Consider the following 19,077-nt stretch of genomic DNA (forward strand, 5'->3'; position numbering starts at 1 on the left):
CCGCGCCGGGAGCCCGCCGCACCCGTTCCCGCAGCGAGCGACCGCGCCCGCGGCGCCGGTGGTGCTCAGCGCCGGTGATCCTGGGCCGCGCGGTCATTGCAGGTCCCGGTACCGCGCCATATGTTCGGAGCGTCCCCGGCCGGTCACAGTCCGAGAGGTGCCGCCATGCCGAACCTGGTTCGCGCCGCACTGGTCCAGGCGAAGTGGACCGGCGACGCCCGGTCCATGATCGACGTCCACGAGCAGCACACCCGCGCCGCCGCCGCGCAGGGCGCGCAAGTGATCGGGTTCCAGGAGGTGTTCAACGCCCCCTACTTCTGCCAGGTGCAGAACACCGAGCACCAGCGGTGGGCCGAAGCCGTCCCCGACGGCCCCACCACCGAGCGGATGCGCGCGCTGGCCCGCGAGCTGCGGATGGTGATCGTCGTGCCGATCTTCGAGGTGGACGGTCCCGGCTTCTGCTACAACACCGCCGCCGTCATCGACGCCGACGGCGAATACCTCGGCAAGTACCGCAAGCACCACCTACCGCACCTGCCCGGGTTCTGGGAGAAGTTCTACTTCCGCCCCGGCAACCTCGGCTGGCCGGTGTTCGACACCGCGGTCGGCAAGGTCGGCGTCTACATCTGCTACGACCGGCACTTCCCGGAGGGCTGGCGGGCCCTCGGGCTCGCCGGGGCGCAGATCGTCTACAACCCGTCCGCGACCAGCCGGGGCCTGTCCTCCTACCTGTGGCGGCTGGAGCAGCCGGCCGCCGCGGTCGCCAACGAGTACTTCGTCGCCGCGATCAACCGGGTCGGCGTGGAGGAGTACGGGGACAACGACTTCTACGGCAGCAGCTACTTCGTCGACCCGTACGGCCGGTTCGTCGGCGACGTCGCCGGCGACCGCGACGAGGAACTCGTGGTGCGCGACCTCGACCTCGACCTGATCGACGAGGTCCGCGCCAAGTGGGCCTTCTACCGGGACCGCCGCCCGGACGCCTACGGGCCGCTCACCGCGCCCTGACCGACACCCGTTCCGGACCCGCTGGAGAGGAAGGACGGCCATGACCGACGAGGGCATGCACGAAGAGCTGGCGAAGCGGCGCAGGGCGGTGCTGCCGGACTGGCTGTCCACCTACTACGAGCAGCCGATCGACCTGGTCAGCGGCGAGGGCCGCCACGTCCAGGACGCCGAGGGGAACCGGTACCTGGACTTCTTCGGCGGGATCCTCACCACGATGACCGCGCACGCGCTGCCCGAGGTCACCGCCGCCGTCTCCGAGCAGGCCGGGCGCATCCTGCACTCCTCCACGCTGTACCTGAACCGGCCGATGGTCGAGCTGGCCGAACGCGTCGCCGAGCTGTCCGGCATCGACGACCCGCGGGTGTTCTTCACCGCGAGCGGCACCGAGGCCAACGACACCGCGCTGCTGCTGGCCACCGGGTACCGCGGCTCCAACCAGGTGCTGGCGCTGCGCAACAGCTACCACGGCCGGTCCTTCTCGGCGCTGGCCATCACCGGGAACCGGGCGTGGTCGCCGACCAGCCTGTCCCCGGTGCAGACCAGCTACGTGCACGGCAGCAGGCGGCGCGGCACCCCGCTCGCCGACCTGCCCGACGCGGAGTTCACCGACGCCTGCGTGCAGGACCTGGAGGACGTGCTCGGGCAGCTGCACGGCAACGTGGCCTGCCTGATCGCCGAACCGATCCAGGGCGTCGGCGGGTTCGCCGTCCCACCGGACGGGCTGTTCGCCCGGTTCAAGGAGGTGCTGGACCGGCACGGCATCCTGTGGATCAGCGACGAGGTGCAGACCGGCTGGGGCCGCACCGGCGAGCACTTCTGGGGCTGGCAGGCGCACGGCGGCAGCGGAGCGCCGGACATCGTGACCTTCGCCAAGGGGCTCGGCAACGGGCTGTCCATCGGCGGCGTCGTGGCCCGCGCCGAGATCATGAACAGCATCGGGGTGAACTCGCTGTCCACCTTCGGCGGCAGCCCGGTCACGACCGCCGGGGCGCTGGCGAATCTGGAACACCTGCTCCAGCACGACCTGCAGGGCAACGCGCTGCGCGTCGGCGCCGTGCTGCGCGCGGCCATCGACGAGGCCCGGCCGCGACTGCCGCTCGTCGCCGACGTGCGCGGCAAGGGGCTGATGCTCGGCGTGGAACTCGCCGACCCCGGCACCGGCGCCCCCGACCCGGCCGCCGCCACCGCGGTGCTGGAGCACACCCGCCGCGACGGGCTGCTCATCGGCAAGGGCGGGCTGGACGGCAACGTGCTGCGCATCGCCCCGCCGCTGAGCCTCACCGAGCAGGAGGCCCGCGAGGGCGCCGCGATCCTGGTCGACGCGCTGGGCAGAGCGGGGGAGCGGCCATGACCAGGACGGTGATCCGCGGCGGACTGGTGATCACCGCGACCGAGGAGGTCGAAGCCGACGTGCTCGTGGTCGACGAGCAGGTCGCCGCGCTCGGCACCCCCGAACTCGCCGAGCAGTGGCTGCCCGGCGCCGACGCGGTCCTCGACGCGGAGGGGCTCTACGTCATCCCCGGCGGCGTCGACGGGCACACCCACATGGAGATGCCGTTCGGCGGCACCTCCTCCGCCGACACCTTCGAGACCGGCACCCGGGCGGCCGCGTGGGGCGGCACCACCACGATCATCGACTTCGCCATCCAGTCCATCGGCGGATCCGCGCGGGAAGGGCTCGACACCTGGCACGCGAAGGCCGAGGGGAACTGCGCGGTGGACTACGGGTTCCACCTGATCCTGTCCGACGTGCACGACGGCTCGCTGGCCGAGCTGGACGGGCTGGTCGGCGAAGGAGTCACCAGCTTCAAGCTGTTCATGGCCTACCCCGGCGTGTTCTACAGCGACGACGGGCGGATCCTGCGCGCCATGCAGCGGGCCGCGGGCAACGGGGCGCTGACCATGGTGCACGCCGAGAACGGCATCGCCATCGACGTGCTCGTCCAGCAGGCCCTCGCCGCCGGGCGCACCGACCCCCGCGAGCACGGCCGGGTGCGCCACCCGCTGCTGGAGGCCGAGGCCACCCACCGCGCGATCCAGCTCGCCCGCGTCGCGGGAGCCCCGCTCTACGTCGTGCACGTCTCGGCGGCCGAAGCGCTCGACGAACTCGTCCGCGCCCGCGACACCGGGATCCCGGTGTTCGGCGAGACCTGCCCGCAGTACCTGTTCCTCACCGTCGACGAGCTGTCCCGGCCCGGGTTCGAAGGGGCCAAGTACGTCTGCTCCACGCCGCTGCGGCCCGAGGAGCACCAGCGGGAGCTGTGGCGCGGTCTGCGCACCGACGACCTGTCGGTCGTGGCCACCGACCACTGCCCGTTCTGCTTCGTCTCGCAGAAGGAACTCGGGCTCGGCGACTTCTCGAAGATCCCGAACGGCATGCCCGGGGTGGAGCATCGGCTGGACCTGCTGCACCAAGGGGTGGTGGACGGCCGCCTCACCCGCCGCCGCTGGGTGGAACTGGCCAGCACGACCCCGGCGCGGATGTTCGGCCTGCACCCGCGCAAGGGCACCATCGCGCCCGGATCCGACGCGGACGTCGTGCTCTACGACCCGCGCGCCGAACACGTGCTGTCCGCCGGGACGCACCACATGAACGTCGACTACAACCCCTACGAGGGCCGGACCGTCACCGGTGCGGTGCGCACCGTGCTCTCCCGCGGCCGGGTGATCCTCGACGGGGACGAGTACCGCGGCCGTCCCGGCCACGGGCGCTTCCTGCGGCGGGACACCTGCGGATACCTGACCTGACACCACGGAGGTGCGCATGCGGTTCGGGCTCGTGCTCCAAACCGACCCCCCGGCCTGGTCGGTCGTGGAACTGATGCGGCGCGCCGAAGCGCTCGGCTTCGACCACGGCTGGACCTTCGACTCCTGCGTGCTGTGGCAGGAGCCGTTCGTGATCCACAGCCAGATCCTCGCCGCGACCGAGCGGATGGTCGTCGGGCCGATGGTCACCAACCCGGCCACCCGGGACTGGAGCGTCACCGCGTCCACCTTCGCCACGCTCAACGAGATGTTCGGCGACCGCACCGTCTGCGGCATCGGGCGCGGCGACTCGGCGCTGCGCGTCACCGGTGGCAAGCCGAACACCCTCGCGGTGCTGGAACGCGCGGTCGGCGTGATCCGGGACCTCGCGGAAGGGCGCGAGACCGAGGTGGACGGCACCGCCGTCCGGCTCCCGTGGGTGCGCGGCGGGCGCCTGCCGGTGTGGATCGGCGCGTACGGGCCGAAGGCCCTCGATCTGGCAGGTCGGGTCGGCGACGGCGTGATCCTGCAGCTCGCCGACCCGCTGCTGGTCCGGTGGATGGTCCGGCACGTCCGCGACGCGGCCGAGGCCGCGGGGCGCGACCCGGACGCGATCACCGTGTGCGCGGCCGCACCCGCCTACGTCGGCGCGGACCTCGCGCACGCCCGCGAGCAGTGCCGGTGGTTCGGCGGCATGGTCGGCAACCACGTGGCCGACCTGGTGCGCCGCTACGGTTCGGGCTCGGCGGAGATCCCCGCGGAGCTCACCGACTACATCCGCGGCCGCGCGGGCTACGACTACTCCCACCATGGGCGCGCGGGCAATCCCAGCACCGACTTCGTGCCCGACGAGATCGTGGACCGGTTCTGCCTGCTCGGGCCGCCCGAGGCGCACCTGGACAAGCTCGCCGAACTGCGCGCGGCGGGCGTGCACCAGTTCGCCGCCTACGCCATGCACGACGCCGTCGAGTCCACGGTGGAGGAGTACGGCCGGGCGATCATCCCGCGCGCCACCGCTCCGGAGTTCGCCACGCGCTAACGCGTAGGCCCACCGCACCGGCTGGGTGAACCCGGACCCGCTCCGCGCCGGCGCGCCGACCAGGTCACATCGGCGCGACCACCACGGACGACCGGGCCGCCGCCGGGGCAGACTGTCCGCCATGCGAGGGCGAACGGGTTTCGGGTGGGCACTGCACGGTGACGGCAGCACGCCGCGCCCCGGCGAGTCGGTGGCCCCGCACGAACGGCTCACCTGGGGCCGCACCATCGGGTTCGGCGCCCAGCACGTGGTGGCGATGTTCGGCGCCACCTTCGTGTTCCCGGTCCTGATGGGACTGGACCCGAACCTCGCGATCATGGTGTCCGGTGGGGCGACGATCCTCTTCTTGCTCGTGGTGCAGGGCAAGATCCCCAGCTACCTGGGCAGCAGCGCCTCGTTCGTCGGCGCCGTCACCGCGATCCGCGCGGGCGGCGGGGACACCGCGACCGTCACCGGCGCGATCCTGGTATCCGGCGCGGTGCTCGCCGCCGTCGGAGTGGTGGTGCACTTCGCCGGGCCGGGGGTGGTGCAGCGGTTGCTGCCGCCGGTGCTGTCCGGGGCGGTGGTGCTGCTGATCGGGTTCAACCTCGCGCCGGTGGTGGCCGAGACGTACTGGCCGCAGGACCAGTGGACCGCGCTGCTCACGATGATCATCGTGGTGGCGGGCAGCGTGCTGCTGCCCGGGTTCTGGGGCCGCATCGCGGTGTTCCTCGGGCTCGCCGGCGGTTACCTGCTGTCCTGGGCGTTCGACGTGCTGCTCGGCCCGATCACCGCGCCCGGCTCCGACGGGGTGGTCAGCACCCACCCGCGGGTGGACCTCAGCGGCGTCGCGGACGCGGCCTGGTTCGGGCTGCCCGAGGTGCACGCGCCGTCCTTCTCCGCCTCGGCGATCATCGTGGTGCTGCCCGCGGTGATCGCGCTGCTGGCCGAGAACACCGGGCACGTCAAGGCCGTCGAGGAGATGACCGGCACCGACCTGCAGGGCAGCCTCGGTCGGGCGGTGTTCGCCGACGGGTTCGCCACCACGCTCTCCAGCGCGCTCGGCGGCCCGCCGACCACCACCTACGCGGAGAACATCGGCGTCATGGCGGCCACCCGGGTGTACTCGACCGCGGCGTACTGGGTGGCGGCGCTGGTGGCCATCGGATTCGGCCTGTGCCCGAAGTTCGGTGCGATCGTGGCCGCCGTGCCCGGTGGGGTGCTCGGCGGGATCACCGTCGTGCTGTACGGCATGGTCGGGTTGCTGGGTGTGAAGATCTGGGTGCAGAACCGCGTCGACTTCGCCGATCCGGTGAACCTGCTCCCGGTCGCCGCCGGGGTGATCGCCGGCATCGGCGGGGTGTCGCTGACCTTCACGCCGAGCCTGAGCCTCAGCGGCATCTCCCTCGGCACCCTGATCGTCCTGATCGGCTACCACCTGCTCCGCGCCTTCGCCCCCGCCCGGGACTGACCGCCGTCGGGGTCGCCGCGGGAGCCGCGGCCGCTTCAGCGGGACGTGGTGGACGACCGCAGGAGGCGGTGGACCTCGCGGGCGGCGGCGCGGCCGGCGCGGTTCGCGCCGATGGTGCTGGCGGACGGGCCGTAGCCGACCAGGTGCAGCCGCGGTTCCGCGACGACCCGGGTGCCGTCCATCCGGATGCCGCCGCCCGGTTCGCGCACGCCCAGCGGTGCCAGGTGGTCCAAGGCGGCGCGGAACCCGGTGGCCCAGAGGATCACGTCCACCTCGACCTCGGTGCCGTCGGCCCACCGCAGGCCGCCGGGCGTGATCCGCTCGAACATCGGGTGCCGGTCGAGCACCCCGGAATCCCGCGCGCGCAGCACCGCCCGCGTCGGCGGCAGCCCGGTCGCGCTCACCACGCTGCCCGGGGGCAGCCCGGCGCGGACCCGGCGGTCCACTTCGGCCACCGCGCGCCGCCCCGCGTCCGGGGTGAACTCGGCGTCGCCGAACACCGGCGGGCGGCGCGTCACCCACGTCGTGGTGGCCACCTCGGCGATCTCGGTGAGCAGTTCCACCGCGGAGATCCCGCCGCCGACCACCGCGACCCGGCGCCCGTGGAACTCCTCGGCGCCGCGGTAGTCCGCGACGTGCAGCTGCCTGCCGGTGAACGACTCCTGGCCGGGGTAGTGCGGTACGAACGGCTTGGTCCACGTCCCGGTCGCGTTGATCACCGCCCGCGCCGCCCAGGTGTCCGCGCCGGATTCCACCAGCAGCCGCTCGTCGGGTCCGCGCCGCACCGACCGCACCTGCACCGGCCGCCGCACCGGCAGCTCGAATTCGTCTTCATACCGGGCGAAGTGCTCGGCGAGCACCTCGGAGGCGGGCCGCGCCCCGTCCTTCTCCGCCAGCGCCAGGCCAGGCAGGTCGTGGATCCCGTGCACCCCGCCCAGCCGCAGCGACGGCCAGCGGTGCCGCCACGCGCCGCCCGTGCCGGTGCCCGCGTCCAGCACGACGAACCCGGTCCCGGTGCGCCGCAGGTGGTGCGCGCTGCTCAGCCCGGCCTGCCCGGCCCCGATCACGACCACGTCGACCTCGTGCTCCACACCGGTGGGAACGCCCGCGGCCGCCGCGGACGTCCCTCACCGGCTGTGGTGTCGAACACCCGGGGATTGGTCCGCAAGGGTGCGACGCACACCACCGCGACCCCTCCTTAACGCATCGGAAACGAGGTCCTAGTATCGGGGTGCAAGTGGGTGTTCGGCCCCGAACCTCTTTCGATCGCGAGACCAAGCGCGGGCAAGCGCGTGCGCCCGTTCGCGCGCTCGGAAGACGGGGAGGTCAGCAGAAAGGAGGCAAGGAAAGTGGCAATGGTGTGGGTGGCTCTCGCAATTGAGGCGATCGTGCTGCTGGCGGTGGCAGGCGTGGCGGTCAGGTGGGTGAACAAGCCTGCGCTGAACACTCCCGCTCAGCCCGCTGAGCAGGTCCCGGCGGTGGAACCGACGGGTGCGATGGTCCAGCAACCTGCCTGAACGCGGCGCAACGGGCTTGTCCGGACCGGACAAGCCCTGCGCATGTGCCGACCCTTATCGCCGCACTTTCTCACCGCGTTACACATTGTTCGAGTGAATTGCCGCGCGCTTTATCGTGCCGCTGTCGAATGGCTGTCCCCCGGGACCGCGGAACGGCCCGAGCGGCGTCCGCGGCGGTGAAATCACCTGCACGCGCACCCGGCCTCGGCGGCTCGGGCGACGACGGCTGCCCGCCCGCGACCGATAGGGTGACCGGGACCTCGCCCGACGAACGCGGAAGGCAGCTGTGACCACATCCCGGCAACGGCCCCAGACCGGACGGCCCGCATCGGTGTTCGCGGACTACCGGAAGTTCGCCGCCCGCGCGGCGCGCAAGCCCGGACTGGTGGGGGCGGTGGCGCCGAGCTCGCCGCACCTCGCCCGCGAGATGGCCTCGATCGTTCCCCGCACCGCGTCCGAGACCGGACCGGTCGTCGTGGAACTCGGCCCTGGCACGGGCGCGCTCAGCCGCGCCGTCCGCGACCGGCTGCCCGAAGGCGGCAGGCACCTGGCGATCGAACTCGACAGCGGCATGGTGGAGCACCTGCGCGCCGACCTGCCCTGGCTGGAGGTCGTGCAGGGCGACGCGGCGAAGCTGCGGACCCTGCTGGTGGACCACGGGGTGGACCGGGTCGACGCGGTGATCAGCGGGCTCCCGTGGTCGATCTTCCCCGGCGAGCTGCAGCGCGACATCCTCGCGGAGGTCGGCCAGGTGCTCGTCCCCGGTGGCGCGTTCACCACGTTCGCCTACGTGCACGCGCTCGGCATGTCCGGCGCGCGCGCGTTCCGCAACCGCCTGGACCTCGCCTTCGACGAGGTCCTCACCAGCCGGACGGTGTGGCGCAACGTGCCGCCCGCGCGGATCTACACCTGCCGCCGCCCGATCTCCTGACCGATCCGGACCGGCCCCGACCACCGGAACAGAGCATGTGCAGCGGAGCGTGATCGGTCTACGGTCGCGATGTGGGGACCATTGTGCTGCTGAGGCCGGTGCTCGAAGACGACCTGACCGATCTCGACCGGATGCTCAACACCCGCGAGGCCACCCATCCCTACAACTGGTTCGGCTACCACGGAGCGGGGCATTTCCGGCGCCGCTGGGCGGAATCCGGGCTGCTGGACCGGGACGAGGGCGTGTTGCTGGTCGTCGCCGAGCAGGACCCGCAGCGCCGGCTCGGATTCGTGTCGTGGGCGAAGAACCCGACCGGGCAGACCTCGTACTGCTGGAACATCGGGATCACGCTGCTGCCGGAGGCGCGCGGCCGCGGTCACGGCACCGACGCGCAGCGGCAGCTCGTCGCGTACCTGTTCGCCCACACCCAGGTGAACCGGGTGGAGGCGGGCACCGAGGTGGACAACCTCGCCGAGCAGCGCGCCCTCACCAAGGCCGGGTTCACCCGGGAGGGCGTGCTGCGCGGCTGGTTGTTCCGCGACGGGCGGTGGCGGGACTGCGTGCGCTACAGCGTGCTGCGCGACGAGGTCGTCGGCCGCTGAGTCACTCCAGCTGCTCCTCCAGCCAAGTGGTGTGCACCGGGCCGCTGCGCAGCTTGTCGTTGCCGACCAGCCGCCGGTGCAGCGGGATCGTGCTCGCCACGCCTTCGATGCGGAACTCCCGCAGCGCCTGCTCGGCCCGCGCGTACGCCTGGTCGCGGTCGGTGCCCCAGCAGATCAGCTTCGCGATCATCGAGTCGTAGAACGGGCTGATCCGGTCGCCGCGGGCCAGTCCGGTGTCCACCCGCACGCCCGGGCCGCCGGGCAGGTCGAACGTGGTGACCTCGCCGGGGGACGGGGCGAACCCGCGGTCCGGGTCCTCGGCGTTGATCCGCAGTTCGATGGCCGCGCCGGTGGGCACCAGGTCGTCTTGGGTGAAGGACAGCGGTGTGCCCGCGGCGATGCGCAGCTGCTCGGCGACCAGGTCCACGCCGCTGATCACCTCGGTGATCGGGTGCTCGACCTGGATGCGGGTGTTCATCTCCATGAAGTAGAAGTGCTGGTCCTCGTCGACGAGGAACTCCACGGTCCCGGCGTTGCGGTAGCCGACGTGGCGGGCGAGCCGGACCGCGGCCTCGCCGATGCGCTGCCGGGTCTCCTCGTGCAGGCCCGGCGCCGGGGCCTCCTCCAGCAGCTTCTGCCTGCGCCGCTGCACCGAGCAGTCCCGTTCGAACAGGTGCACCGCGCCGCCGTGGTCGTCGGCCAGCAGCTGCACTTCGACGTGCCGCGGCCGGGCCAGCGCCCGCTCCAGGTAGGACGTGCCGTCGCCGAACGCGGATCGCGCTTCGGCCTGTGCGGCGGGCAGCACGTCGGCCAGCTCGGCCGCCGAGGACACCGGGCGGATGCCGCGCCCACCACCACCCGCGGCGGCCTTGACCAGCACCGGGTAGCCGAGCTGGTCCGCCGCCGCCTGCGCGGACGCCAGGTCGGTGACCGGCGCGCTGCCCGGGATCACCGGGACGCCGGCGGCCTGCGCGGTGGCGCGCGCGGTCGCCTTGTCGCCCATCAGCTCGATCGCGGAGGGCGGCGGGCCGACCAGCACCAGCCCGGCGTCCTGCACGGCCCGCGCGAACCGCGAGTTCTCCGAGAGGAAGCCGTACCCCGGGTGGATCGCGTCGGCGTGGGTGCTGCGCGCCGCCTCCAGCACCGCGGCCGCGTTCAGGTAGGACTTCGATGCGGGGGAGGCGCCGATGTGCACCGCGTGATCGGCGAGCTGCACCCAGCGGGAGTTCTTGTCGGCGTCGGAGTACACCGCCACCGCCTCGACCCCGGCCGCGTGGCAGGCGCGGATGATGCGCACCGCGATCTCGCCCCGGTTGGCGACGAGGACTCTGCTCGGGCCGGTCATGGTGCCACGACCTCGGCGACGCCTTGACCGGCCTCCACCTCGTCGCCCTCGTCGAGCAGGAACCGGCCGAGGGTGCCCGCCTGTTCGGCCTTCACCTCGCTGAAGGTCTTCATCACCTCGATGAGCGCGATGGTCTGCCCTTCCTGGACCATCGCGCCGACTTCCACGAAGGGTTCCTGGTCCGGCGCGGGACGTCGGTAGAAGACGCCGGGGAGCGCGGCGTTGACGGTCGACATGGTGGCCTCCTCCGTAACTTGGGGGTGCGGGACTAGCTGACGGCGGCGCGGACCTTCTCCAGCCGGATCCCGCGGTCCCGGCGGGCGGCGATCGCGGCGTCGACGTCGACCGAGGTGAACGCCACCCGGTCGCCGGTGCGGGCCTGCGCGATGCGGTCCCGGTCGACGGAGATCACGGTGCCGACGGTGGCGTAGCCGCCGCCGGTGACCGCGTCGCCGAGCAGCACGATCGGTTCGTCCCCGCCGGGAACCTGGACCGAGCCGATGGGGTACCCGAGGTCGACGACGTTCGCCGGGTCGCTGCCCGCGCCGAACGGTGGCTCGCGGTCGACGAAGTCGATGGTGCCGCCGCGCAACCGGTAGCCGACGCGGTCGGCGTCCTTGGTCACCTTCCACTCGGTGTCCACGAAGGACTCCATCGCGGTCTCGGTGAGCCGGTAGGAGCACAGCCCCACCACGAGCCGCAGCTGCGCCGGTCCGCCGAGGGCCGGCCGCAGCCCCGCGGGCACCGAGGTACCGGGGGAGGGCCCGGACACCGGCGGCGAACCCAGCGGCAACCGGTCGTCCGCGCGCAGCGCCCTGCCGTGGAAGCCGCCGATGCCGGTGAGCGTGTAGGTGGAGCGCGAACCCAGGTACTCCGGTACCGCGATCCCACCGCTGACGGCCACGTACGGGCGGGCGCCCGCGGTGAGCATCTCGAAGGACAGGACGTCCCCGGCGCGCACCGCGATCGCCTCCCACAGCGGGACGGGTTCGCCGTTGACGCGGGCCGGGGCGTCGGCGCCGGTGACGGCGATGCGGCGCTCGTCGGTGAACTCCAGCTCCGGCCCGATGTAGGTGGCCTCCAGCGCGGCGGCCCCCTCCGGGTTGCCCACCAGCAGGTTGGCCACGCGGAAGGAGTACTGGTCGAGCGCGCCGGAGGGCGGCATCCCGATGGCGTACCAGCCGTCGCGCCCGGCGTCCTGCACCGTCGTGTACAGCCCTCCGGAGCGCACGATGACCTCGCTCATCACAGCACCTCCAGCAGGTTCCGGTTGAAGCCGTCCGGGTCCGCGAGGAACGCGGTGGGGGAGAACTCGACCTCGGCGGTGCGGTAGCGGAAGGTGCCCGCTTCCACGTCGGCCCGGATGCGGTCGTACTCGGCGCGGTCGATCGCGCGGTAGTGCAGGATGTCGCTCGGTTTCGGGAACGCGATGTGATCGGCGAAATCCGGCAGCGATTGCGCGAGGTCGAACACCGGCGCGGGCGCGATCCCGAAGAGTTGATATCCGCCCGCGCCGCGAACCGGGTAGATCACCGAGAACGCACCGCCGTATCCGAAGGCGCGTTCCGGAGTATCGGTGCGCGGCCGCACGTACTTGGGAACTTCGATCTGCCGTTCGCGCGGGACCATCTGATAGCAGAACGGCAATCCGGGCACGAATCCGAGCATGGTGACGATGAACGGCGCACCGGTGATCGCGTCGATCAGTTCCGGGACGCCGCGGAACCCGTTGATCCGCGCCGCGTAGTCGAGATCGGTGCCGGACGGGTCCTGGTGGTGGTCCCGGAAGCGCAGCAGGGTCTCCCGGGTCCACGGGTCGTCGAAGAGGATCGGCACGTCCACGATCCGGGTCGGCACCACGTGGTCTTCCGGCAGGTCGCCCGCGGTGATCTCCAGCCTGCGCAGCTCGTCGACCAGTTCCGCCGGGTGCAGGCGGTCCGGGTCGAGCCGGACCATGTAGGAGGCGTTGGACGGGCAGATGTCGACGACGCCGTCGATGCCCTGCTCGCGCAGCGCGCCGGTGATCGCCATCGCCTTGAAATTCGCTTCCAGGCTCATTTCCTGATCGAGTTCGACGAAGACGAATTCATCGCCGCCGAACTCGTACCGAGCGGGAGGCAGGTGCGTGGTAGTCGCTGCCATGTCGACCTCCTCAACCGGTTACGGAGGTGATCTGCCGTGGACCAGAGCATGCGCCGAAGTGATTCCCGGCGCAGAACCTGAGCTGAGAACTCGTTGGACGGCACGAAAAAAATCGCACGTTCGGGTCACCATAGCCCGCGCACCACGAAGATCGGTACGCGCGAACGCACGCACCGGAATGGGCCGAAAGGACCCGCGTAGATCGGGAAAGGAACGGCGAGGACAACCGAAAGGAGCACTGCGCGGTCCGGGGGCGTGCGGGAACATGGCTCTGACCATCGGCGCGCGGCCGGGGATCACCGCAGGGCACACCCCGTCGGGTCGCGGTCGGCAGCTGCGGGAGGTGGGTCCGGTGCAGGAACTGGTGGATCTCAACGCGGACGCGGGGGAGAGCTTCGGCCGGTGGAAGCTCGGTGACGACGAACGGGTGATCCCGTTGGTCACGTCGGTGAACATCGCCTGCGGCTGGCACGCGGGCGACCCGGCGACGATGCGGGAGTCGCTGCGCATCGCACGCGACGCGGGCGTGGCCGCAGGCGCGCACCCCGGATTCCCCGACCTGACCGGGTTCGGGCGGCGCGCGCTCGCGCTGAGCCCGCGGGAGGCGGCGGACGCGTGCCTGTACCAGTTCGGCGCGCTGCGGGCGCTGGCCGACGAGCTGGGCGTGCCGATCACCCACGTGAAGCCGCACGGCGCGTTCTACGGGCTCACCTCGCGGGAACCGGACGTGGCCGCGGCGGTCGGCGAGGCCGTCGCCGCCGCGGCGCCGGGCGTGCCGGTGGTGCTGCTGGCCGGTGCGACCGCCGACCGGGTGGCCGAACGGGGCGTGCCGGTGGTGCGGGAGGCGTTCGCCGACCTGGACTACGACGAGACCGGGCGGATCATCATCGAACCGAACCCGGTCGCGAAGGATCCGCTGGCCTGCGCGGAGCAGGCGCTGGCGGTGCTGCGCGGCTCGGTGACCTCGGTGCGCGGCACCGACGTCCCGGTGGCGGCCGACTCGATCTGCCTGCACGGCGACCGCCCGAACGCGGTGGAGGTGGCGCGCGCGGTGCGGGACGCGCTGAGCGCGGCGGGCGTGCGGCTCGCCCCGATGCGGGACGTCCTGGCGGCGCGGGGAACCGGTGCGGCCCCCGCGATGGGGAAGGCGGCGACCGCACCGGCGTGATCGGGGCCGGACCGGACGAGGTGCTCCGGCCCGGCACCCGGGTCAGTTCACGGGCAGCAGCTCCTCGCGCAGCGCGACACGGTTGTCGGTGAAGTGGTCGCCCTCCGGGCTGAACGGCGCCACCTCGTCCGGCACGCAGTCGGCGACGAGCAGCGTGTCGTCGCTGCGCTCGTCCGGCCCGGCGGCGATCATCGGCGTGCCGTCCGGCGCCCACACCCCGGAGTTGCCGCGGTACTGCCACTGCCCGCGCTCCGAGGTCTCCCAGCCGCGCCGGTTCACGTACGCCACGAACACCCGCCACACCGAGGCCATCGCCGGGATGATGTGCTCGGTCGCGTCCGGGTACGGCACCTGGGTGGGGTTGCCGTCGTGCAGCGTGAAGTGGTGGTCGGCGGCGGTCGGACCCACCACGAGCCGAGCCCCGCGGCCCACCAGGCTCTGGTAGAGCGGCGGGAACTCGCACTCGTAGCAGTTGAGCAGGCCCACCGGGAACTGGTTCACCTTCACCACCGGCGGCAGCTCGGTGCCCGCCGTGAAGTTGATCCGCTCCGCCGCCCCGTACAGGTGGGTCTTGCGGTAGTTCGCGGCCAGTTCACCGCCGAGGACCAGCGCGATGGAGTCGTGCACGGTGCCCGCGTCCCGGTCGAGCTCCACGTAGGGCACCACGATCCCCACGTCGTGCGCGGCCGAGAGCTCCCGGGCGGCCTGCACGGCGGTGCCGTCCGAAGGCTGGGCGAGGGCGCGGGCTTCGGCGGCGCCGAGCGAGTAGCCGGTGGTGTAGCACTCGGGGAAGGCGCACAGCTGGGCCTGGTAGCGGGCGGCGACCTCGACGACCTCCCGCATCCGGGAGAGGTTCGCGGTCACCGCTTCCGGGGTGCCCACCGGGTTCTCGCCTTGGAACAGCGCGAGGCGCACGCCGGTGCCGGGCTGCGGGGGTTCGGGCTTGGTGAGCTTGCTGGCGATGCGGATGGGGCGCAACGGTTCGTCCTCTCTGCAGGGGTGGGGAACGGGTTTCACGCGGGGGTGGCGATGGCGCCGGACAGGTAGCCGCGCACCGCGTCGAGCAGGTCCTCGGCGTGCCGCGCGGTGAGTTCGGTGCGCACCACGATGCGCAGCACGTCGGTCTGCTGGCGGTCCGGTGGCAGCGAGTAGACCGGGACCGACCAGCCGTGCGTGCCCAGGTGCGCGGCCAGCTCCCGCAACGTCCAGCGGTGCGCGCCTTCGCGCTGGGCCAGCACGACGACGGGGAGTTCGCGGCCGTCGCCGAGCACCTGGAACGGGCCCATGCCGCCGAGCGCGTCGGCCAGCGCGGTGGCGGTGGCGCGGCTGCGGGCGTGCAGCTCGCGGAAGCCGTCGAAGCCGAGCCGCAGGAAGTTGTAGTACTGCAGCACCACCGGCGCCGCCGAGCGGGAGAAGCTCAGCTCGTGGTTGGCGCGCGTGCTGCCCAGGTAGTTCGTGTCGAAGCTGAGCCAGTTCGTGCGCGCCTCAGGGTCCCGCCACACGATCCACCCGAGCCCGGCCGGGACCATGCCGTACTTGTGCCCCGACGCGTTGATCGAGTGCACCCGCGGCAGCCGGAAGTCCCACGCCAGCCCCGGATCCAGGAAGGGCGCGATGAAACCGCCGGAGGCGGCGTCCACGTGGATCGGAACGTCCACACCGGACTCCGCCGCGAGATCGTCGAGGGCGGCGGCTATCTCGGCGATCGGCTCGTAGCTGCCGTCGATCGTGGACCCCAGGATGCTGACCACGCCGATGGTGTCCTCGTCGCAGCGTTCCGCCGCCTGCTGCGCGGTCAGGTGCAGCCGGTCCTGCTGCGCGGGGGCGATGCGCGGCTCCACCTCCCAGTAGCGGCAGAACTTGTGCCAGCACACGTGCGCGTTCGAGCCCAGCACCAGGTTCGGCTTCCGCCCGCCGGTGTCCCCGCGGTGCCGCCACCGCCGCAGCAGCGAGGTGCCGGCCAGCAGCGCGGCCTCGCTGGACCCGGTGGTGGCGGTGCCGACGGCGGTGGACAGGTCCGCGTTCCACAGCCCCGCCAGGGTCTGCACGCAGTGCCGCTCCAGCTCGGTGGCGCCCGGGTACTGGTCCCGGTCGATGAGGTTGTACGGCAGGTAGTCGCTGAAGAGCCGTTCGGCCTCCGGTTCGACGGAGCTGGTCAGGAACGTGGCCAGGTTCGACGCCGGGGCGATGTCCTCCCGGAGCTTGATCCGGACCGCGTTGGCCGCCGCCGAGGCGGTCCAGCCCTTGCTGGGCATCGCTCCCGGCGGTCGCGCGGTCGTCGTGGGTGGTGCGCTCGCCCGGCTTGCCGCCTGCGGACACGACATGGCGAAGACCTCCTTGAGGGGGACTGCGACGTGGTTTCACTGGGGGCTGCGAACTCAGGTGGCCTCGCAGCCGAGTGCAGCGGGAGGGATTGGGACGTGCGACGTTTCGAAACCTAGGCCCCGCTCGGCGGCGGCAAACATGGTCACAAAGGCCTGCTCCGCCGGACCTGGTCCTCCGAATGGCACCTCCGCGGTCGCTCGAACGTGTCCTTGATTGCGGCATCCGGGGGAAATCGGTGGCCGGTCGGTCACTTCTGCGGGGGCTCCTGACGACATAGCCAGTGGAGGCAGCGACCGGTCCGGTGCAGGTGGGAAGGCCTTGCCCGGTGGTGAAGCGTCGGCCTGCGACGGTGCTCGAAGAAGACCTGGTCATGGCGGTGGTGCGCCGCGATGTCCCGGTCCTGCGCCGGAACGATCTCGCGTCGTCCGGGGCACCCGTGTGCCCGGTGGCGCGGCCGATGTCACCGAACCTGTGGGAGTCACCTGATGGCCAGTTCGTACCGGCGAGCCTTGGACACCGCGATCACCGCGATGATGCGGGAGGCGATCGAGCACTCCGCGGCGCTGGAGCAGGTGCTCGGGCAGGTGAACCAGCTGGTGACCCTGCGGGTGCGCCTGGGCCACAACGGGCTCGTCGCGGGCGAGGTCTACCGGGACGCGCTGCAGCGCGCGGCCGGCGCCGGGGTCGGCGGCGAGCCGCGCTCGCAGGCGGCACCGCTGCTGCAGCGCCTCACCCCGCGCGAGCACGAAGTGCTGGGGCACCTGGTCCGCGGCAGCTCCAACCGGCAGATCGCCCGGTCGCTGGGCATCTCCGAGCGGACCGTGAAGAACCACCTGCGGGCCGTGTTCACCAAGCTGGAGGTCGCCGACCGCACCTCCGCCGCCGTCAAGGCTCTCACCGCGGGCCGCGGGACGGGCGAGCAGGGCGGCGGAGAACCGGGCCCCGTCGAAATCCCCCGGCAGAGCGCGGTGCACCGCGGTTGAACGACCGCGCCCGATCAGCGGGTGCGGGCCACCCCGAACGCGACGATCTTCTACTCTGCCGGACATGCCCGCGCTGAGTCCCAGGTCGATCCTCGAAGGCCGCAGCAGCGACCGCGTCCCGCTCCCGTTCATCATCGGGTTGATCGGGTGCGGCCTGTGCACGCTGCTGGCGGTCGCCTACTACCTGCTCACCGGCGGCGTGCTCAGCACGGTGCTGAGCGGGTTGCTGGCGTTGCCGACGGTGGTGGTGCTGGTGGCGCTGGTGCTGCTGATGGACCGGCTGGAACCGGAACCGCGGGTGAACCTGCTGCTCGCGTTCGCGTGGGGCGCCGGAGTCGCCATCGTCGGCTCGTTCCTGGTGAACACGCTCGGCGGGTCGCTGCTGCACCCGGTGTACGGGCCGGAACTGGGCCGGGTGCTGACCGCCTCGGTGATCGCGCCGGTGGTGGAGGAGAGCTTCAAGGGCTTCTTCCTGCTGCTGATGCTGTGGTTCCGCCGGTTCGAGATCGACGGGCCGACCGACGGGCTGGTGTACGCGGGGCTGTGCGCGCTCGGCTTCGCGTTCGTGGAGAACGTTCTCTACTACCAGACCGGGTTGCTGGAGAACGGGTCCGCGGTGGCGGGCACGGTGCTGGTGCGCGGGGTGATCGCGCCGCTGGGGCACCCGATCTACACGGCGATGACCGGGCTCGGCGTGGCCTACGCGGCGCGCAGCAGGGGAGCCGGTCGCGGGTTCGCCGTGGTCGGCGGCTGGGTGGCGGCGGTGCTGCTGCACGCGCTGTGGAACTTCTCCTCGACGTTCGGCTACGGCGGGTTGGCGCTGGCGTACCTGGTGGAGCTCGGCGTGCTGGTGGCGCTGGTCCTGGTCGTGATCCGGGACCGGCAGCGGCTCATCGGGCTGATCGGCACCCACCTGCCGCCCTACATCCCGAGCGGGCTGGTGCACGACGTGGACGTGCGGATGCTGGCGACGATGAACGGGCGCAGGCGGGCGCGCACTTGGGCGCGGATGCAGGCGGGCCTGCCCGGGGCGCGGGCGATGGCGGACTACCAGCTGGCGGCCACGGAACTCGCGCTGCTGCACGACCACGCGACGCGGGCGACGATCCCGGTGGAGCTGTTCCACTCGCGGCGGGACGCGATCCTCGGGCTGATGCGGGTGGCGCGGAACGCGTTCTTCCAGCGCCGGCCGCTGCCGCAGGTGGCGCCGCCGCCGTGGGCCGGGGCGCACCAGTCCGGCTTCTTCCGCACGTCGGAGCTGGCGACGACGCGGATGCCGGTGTACCGGCCCGCCCCGACGCCGCCTCCGCCGCCGCCCGGGCCGCTCGCGGCCTTGCGCACGCGGAAGATGCGGACGGTGGCGTCCGGCGGACGGCCGGGTGCGGGGGCGGGAGGTTCGCCGCAGCCTTCGGATCCGGAGGGGCGGACCGCTCGGTACTCGAACCCGCTGCGGCCGAGCACCCCGCGATCGGCCCCGCGGCGGGCGAACCCGCGGTCGGCGAGCTCCCAGCGGTCGACTCCGCAGCAGCCGAGCTCGCCATCGCCGAACTCGCAGCCGACGAACCCCCAGCAGTCGAGTACGCAGCCGCCGAGCTCGCAGTCGCCGAGCTCGCAGTCGCCGAACCCCCAGCAGTCGAGTACGCAGCCGCCGAGCTCGCAGTCGGCGAACCCCCAGCAGTCGAGTACGCAGCCGCCGAGTCCGCAGCAGTCGAACCCGCAGCAGCCGAACCCGCAGCCCTCGAACCCGCAGCAGCCGGTCGCGCAGAAACCCGGTCCGCGGCGGCAGAACCCCCGGCAGCCCGGCGACCGGCGACCCGGACCC

General features: G+C 72.4%; 18 protein-coding genes. 11 read left to right on the forward strand and 7 right to left on the reverse strand.

Features of this window, described 5'->3' with window-relative positions; all coding sequences use genetic code 11:
* The first annotated feature begins 165 nt into the window (after positions 1–165).
* From LCD33_RS18280 to LCD33_RS18300, 5 genes are all read left to right on the forward strand, one after another.
* Positions 166–1,008, forward strand: coding sequence for a nitrilase-related carbon-nitrogen hydrolase (locus tag LCD33_RS18280; RefSeq protein ID WP_224959111.1), 843 nt, complete (start codon positions 166–168; stop codon positions 1,006–1,008).
* A 55-nt stretch (positions 1,009–1,063) separates the two neighbouring features.
* Positions 1,064–2,359 (forward strand): aspartate aminotransferase family protein, encoded by a 1,296-nt coding sequence (locus LCD33_RS18285; RefSeq protein ID WP_374108048.1) that lies wholly within the window; start codon positions 1,064–1,066, stop codon positions 2,357–2,359.
* Positions 2,356–3,756: a dihydropyrimidinase gene (hydA, locus tag LCD33_RS18290; RefSeq protein ID WP_224966530.1), complete on the forward strand. Its 1,401-nt coding sequence runs from the start codon at positions 2,356–2,358 to the stop codon at positions 3,754–3,756. The genes LCD33_RS18285 and hydA overlap by 4 nt, the downstream gene beginning before the upstream one ends.
* 16 nt (positions 3,757–3,772) lie before the next feature.
* A complete protein-coding gene (locus LCD33_RS18295; protein WP_224966529.1) occupies positions 3,773–4,792 on the forward strand; it encodes a TIGR03842 family LLM class F420-dependent oxidoreductase in 1,020 nt (339 codons plus the stop codon).
* A 121-nt stretch (positions 4,793–4,913) separates the two neighbouring features.
* The gene (locus LCD33_RS18300) at positions 4,914–6,242 is read left to right on the forward strand and encodes a uracil-xanthine permease family protein (protein WP_224959107.1); all 1,329 of its coding nucleotides are present in this window, start codon (positions 4,914–4,916) and stop codon (positions 6,240–6,242) included.
* A 35-nt stretch (positions 6,243–6,277) separates the two neighbouring features.
* Here LCD33_RS18300 and LCD33_RS18305 read toward each other — a convergent pair whose 3' ends face one another.
* Complete coding sequence (locus tag LCD33_RS18305; RefSeq protein ID WP_224978078.1) at positions 6,278–7,333, reverse strand: NAD(P)-binding domain-containing protein; 1,056 nt, start codon at positions 7,331–7,333, stop codon at positions 6,278–6,280.
* Positions 7,334–7,483: 150 nt separating this feature from the next.
* Here LCD33_RS18305 and LCD33_RS18310 point away from each other — a divergent pair, with 150 nt between their 5' ends.
* The 3 genes from LCD33_RS18310 to LCD33_RS18320 all read left to right on the forward strand — a co-directional run bounded on the left by LCD33_RS18310 (position 7,484) and on the right by LCD33_RS18320 (position 9,292).
* A complete protein-coding gene (locus tag LCD33_RS18310; RefSeq protein ID WP_224959105.1) occupies positions 7,484–7,759 on the forward strand; it encodes a hypothetical protein in 276 nt (91 codons plus the stop codon).
* Between the two features lie 286 nt (positions 7,760–8,045).
* Positions 8,046–8,690 carry a methyltransferase domain-containing protein gene (locus LCD33_RS18315; protein WP_224959104.1) on the forward strand — a complete coding sequence of 215 codons (645 nt, stop codon included), beginning with the start codon at positions 8,046–8,048 and terminating at the stop codon, positions 8,688–8,690.
* Between the two features lie 71 nt (positions 8,691–8,761).
* Positions 8,762–9,292, forward strand: coding sequence for a GNAT family N-acetyltransferase (locus LCD33_RS18320; RefSeq protein ID WP_224959103.1), 531 nt, complete (start codon positions 8,762–8,764; stop codon positions 9,290–9,292).
* Between the two features lies 1 nt (position 9,293).
* Here the strand turns inward: LCD33_RS18320 and LCD33_RS18325 are convergent, their stop codons facing one another.
* The 4 genes from LCD33_RS18325 to LCD33_RS18340 are packed head-to-tail and all read right to left on the reverse strand — an operon-like array spanning position 9,294 to position 12,779.
* Positions 9,294–10,637 carry an acetyl/propionyl/methylcrotonyl-CoA carboxylase subunit alpha gene (locus LCD33_RS18325; protein ID WP_224978079.1) on the reverse strand — a complete coding sequence of 448 codons (1,344 nt, stop codon included), beginning with the start codon at positions 10,635–10,637 and terminating at the stop codon, positions 9,294–9,296.
* A complete protein-coding gene (locus LCD33_RS18330) occupies positions 10,634–10,873 on the reverse strand; it encodes an acetyl-CoA carboxylase (RefSeq protein WP_224959101.1) in 240 nt (79 codons plus the stop codon). Before LCD33_RS18330 ends, LCD33_RS18325 begins: the two co-directional genes overlap by 4 nt.
* Before the next feature lie 32 nt (positions 10,874–10,905).
* The gene (locus tag LCD33_RS18335) at positions 10,906–11,883 is read right to left on the reverse strand and encodes a biotin-dependent carboxyltransferase family protein (RefSeq protein WP_224959099.1); all 978 of its coding nucleotides are present in this window, start codon (positions 11,881–11,883) and stop codon (positions 10,906–10,908) included.
* On the reverse strand, positions 11,883–12,779 hold the full coding sequence (locus tag LCD33_RS18340; RefSeq protein WP_224959097.1) for an allophanate hydrolase subunit 1: 897 nt from the start codon (positions 12,777–12,779) through the stop codon (positions 11,883–11,885). The genes LCD33_RS18335 and LCD33_RS18340 overlap by 1 nt, the downstream gene beginning before the upstream one ends.
* Before the next feature lie 352 nt (positions 12,780–13,131).
* On the opposite strand from LCD33_RS18340, the gene LCD33_RS18345 reads away from it, so the two are divergent.
* Positions 13,132–13,947: a LamB/YcsF family protein gene (locus LCD33_RS18345; protein ID WP_224959096.1), complete on the forward strand. Its 816-nt coding sequence runs from the start codon at positions 13,132–13,134 to the stop codon at positions 13,945–13,947.
* 42 nt (positions 13,948–13,989) lie between these two features.
* On the opposite strand, the gene LCD33_RS18350 is transcribed toward LCD33_RS18345, so the two are convergent.
* Positions 13,990–14,925, reverse strand: a complete 936-nt coding sequence (locus tag LCD33_RS18350) for a nitrilase-related carbon-nitrogen hydrolase (RefSeq protein WP_224959095.1) — start codon at positions 14,923–14,925, stop codon at positions 13,990–13,992.
* Positions 14,926–14,960: 35 nt separating this feature from the next.
* The gene (locus LCD33_RS18355) at positions 14,961–16,202 is read right to left on the reverse strand and encodes a glutamate decarboxylase (protein ID WP_224959094.1); all 1,242 of its coding nucleotides are present in this window, start codon (positions 16,200–16,202) and stop codon (positions 14,961–14,963) included.
* A gap of 555 nt (positions 16,203–16,757) precedes the next feature.
* Here LCD33_RS18355 and LCD33_RS18360 point away from each other — a divergent pair.
* A complete protein-coding gene (locus LCD33_RS18360) occupies positions 16,758–17,255 on the forward strand; it encodes a LuxR C-terminal-related transcriptional regulator (protein ID WP_224978081.1) in 498 nt (165 codons plus the stop codon).
* A 64-nt stretch (positions 17,256–17,319) separates the two neighbouring features.
* Positions 17,320–19,077, forward strand: a 1,758-nt coding sequence (locus LCD33_RS29215) for a PrsW family intramembrane metalloprotease (protein WP_304612905.1), incomplete at its 3' end; no start/stop codon positions are given.

This window comes from Saccharopolyspora sp. 7B, from assembly GCF_020177435.1.
GTDB classification, from domain to species: Bacteria; Actinomycetota; Actinomycetes; order Mycobacteriales; family Pseudonocardiaceae; genus Saccharopolyspora_C; species Saccharopolyspora_C gregorii.

Bases quoted from the DNA above. Each gene is read 5' to 3' on its own strand.
- LCD33_RS18280 (WP_224959111.1), top strand. From the start codon at position 166: ATGCCGAACCTGGTTCGCGCCGCACTGGTCCAGGCGAAGTGGACCGGC.
- LCD33_RS18285 (WP_374108048.1), top strand. From the start codon at position 1,064: ATGCACGAAGAGCTGGCGAAGCGGCGCAGGGCGGTGCTGCCGGACTGG.
- hydA (WP_224966530.1), top strand. From the start codon at position 2,356: ATGACCAGGACGGTGATCCGCGGCGGACTGGTGATCACCGCGACCGAG.
- LCD33_RS18295 (WP_224966529.1), top strand. From the start codon at position 3,773: ATGCGGTTCGGGCTCGTGCTCCAAACCGACCCCCCGGCCTGGTCGGTC.
- LCD33_RS18300 (WP_224959107.1), top strand. From the start codon at position 4,914: ATGCGAGGGCGAACGGGTTTCGGGTGGGCACTGCACGGTGACGGCAGC.
- LCD33_RS18325 (WP_224978079.1), bottom strand. From the start codon at position 10,637: ATGACCGGCCCGAGCAGAGTCCTCGTCGCCAACCGGGGCGAGATCGCG.
- LCD33_RS18330 (WP_224959101.1), bottom strand. From the start codon at position 10,873: ATGTCGACCGTCAACGCCGCGCTCCCCGGCGTCTTCTACCGACGTCCC.
- LCD33_RS18335 (WP_224959099.1), bottom strand. From the start codon at position 11,883: ATGAGCGAGGTCATCGTGCGCTCCGGAGGGCTGTACACGACGGTGCAG.
- LCD33_RS18340 (WP_224959097.1), bottom strand. From the start codon at position 12,779: ATGGCAGCGACTACCACGCACCTGCCTCCCGCTCGGTACGAGTTCGGC.
- LCD33_RS18355 (WP_224959094.1), bottom strand. From the start codon at position 16,202: ATGCCCAGCAAGGGCTGGACCGCCTCGGCGGCGGCCAACGCGGTCCGG.
- LCD33_RS18360 (WP_224978081.1), top strand. From the start codon at position 16,758: ATGGCCAGTTCGTACCGGCGAGCCTTGGACACCGCGATCACCGCGATG.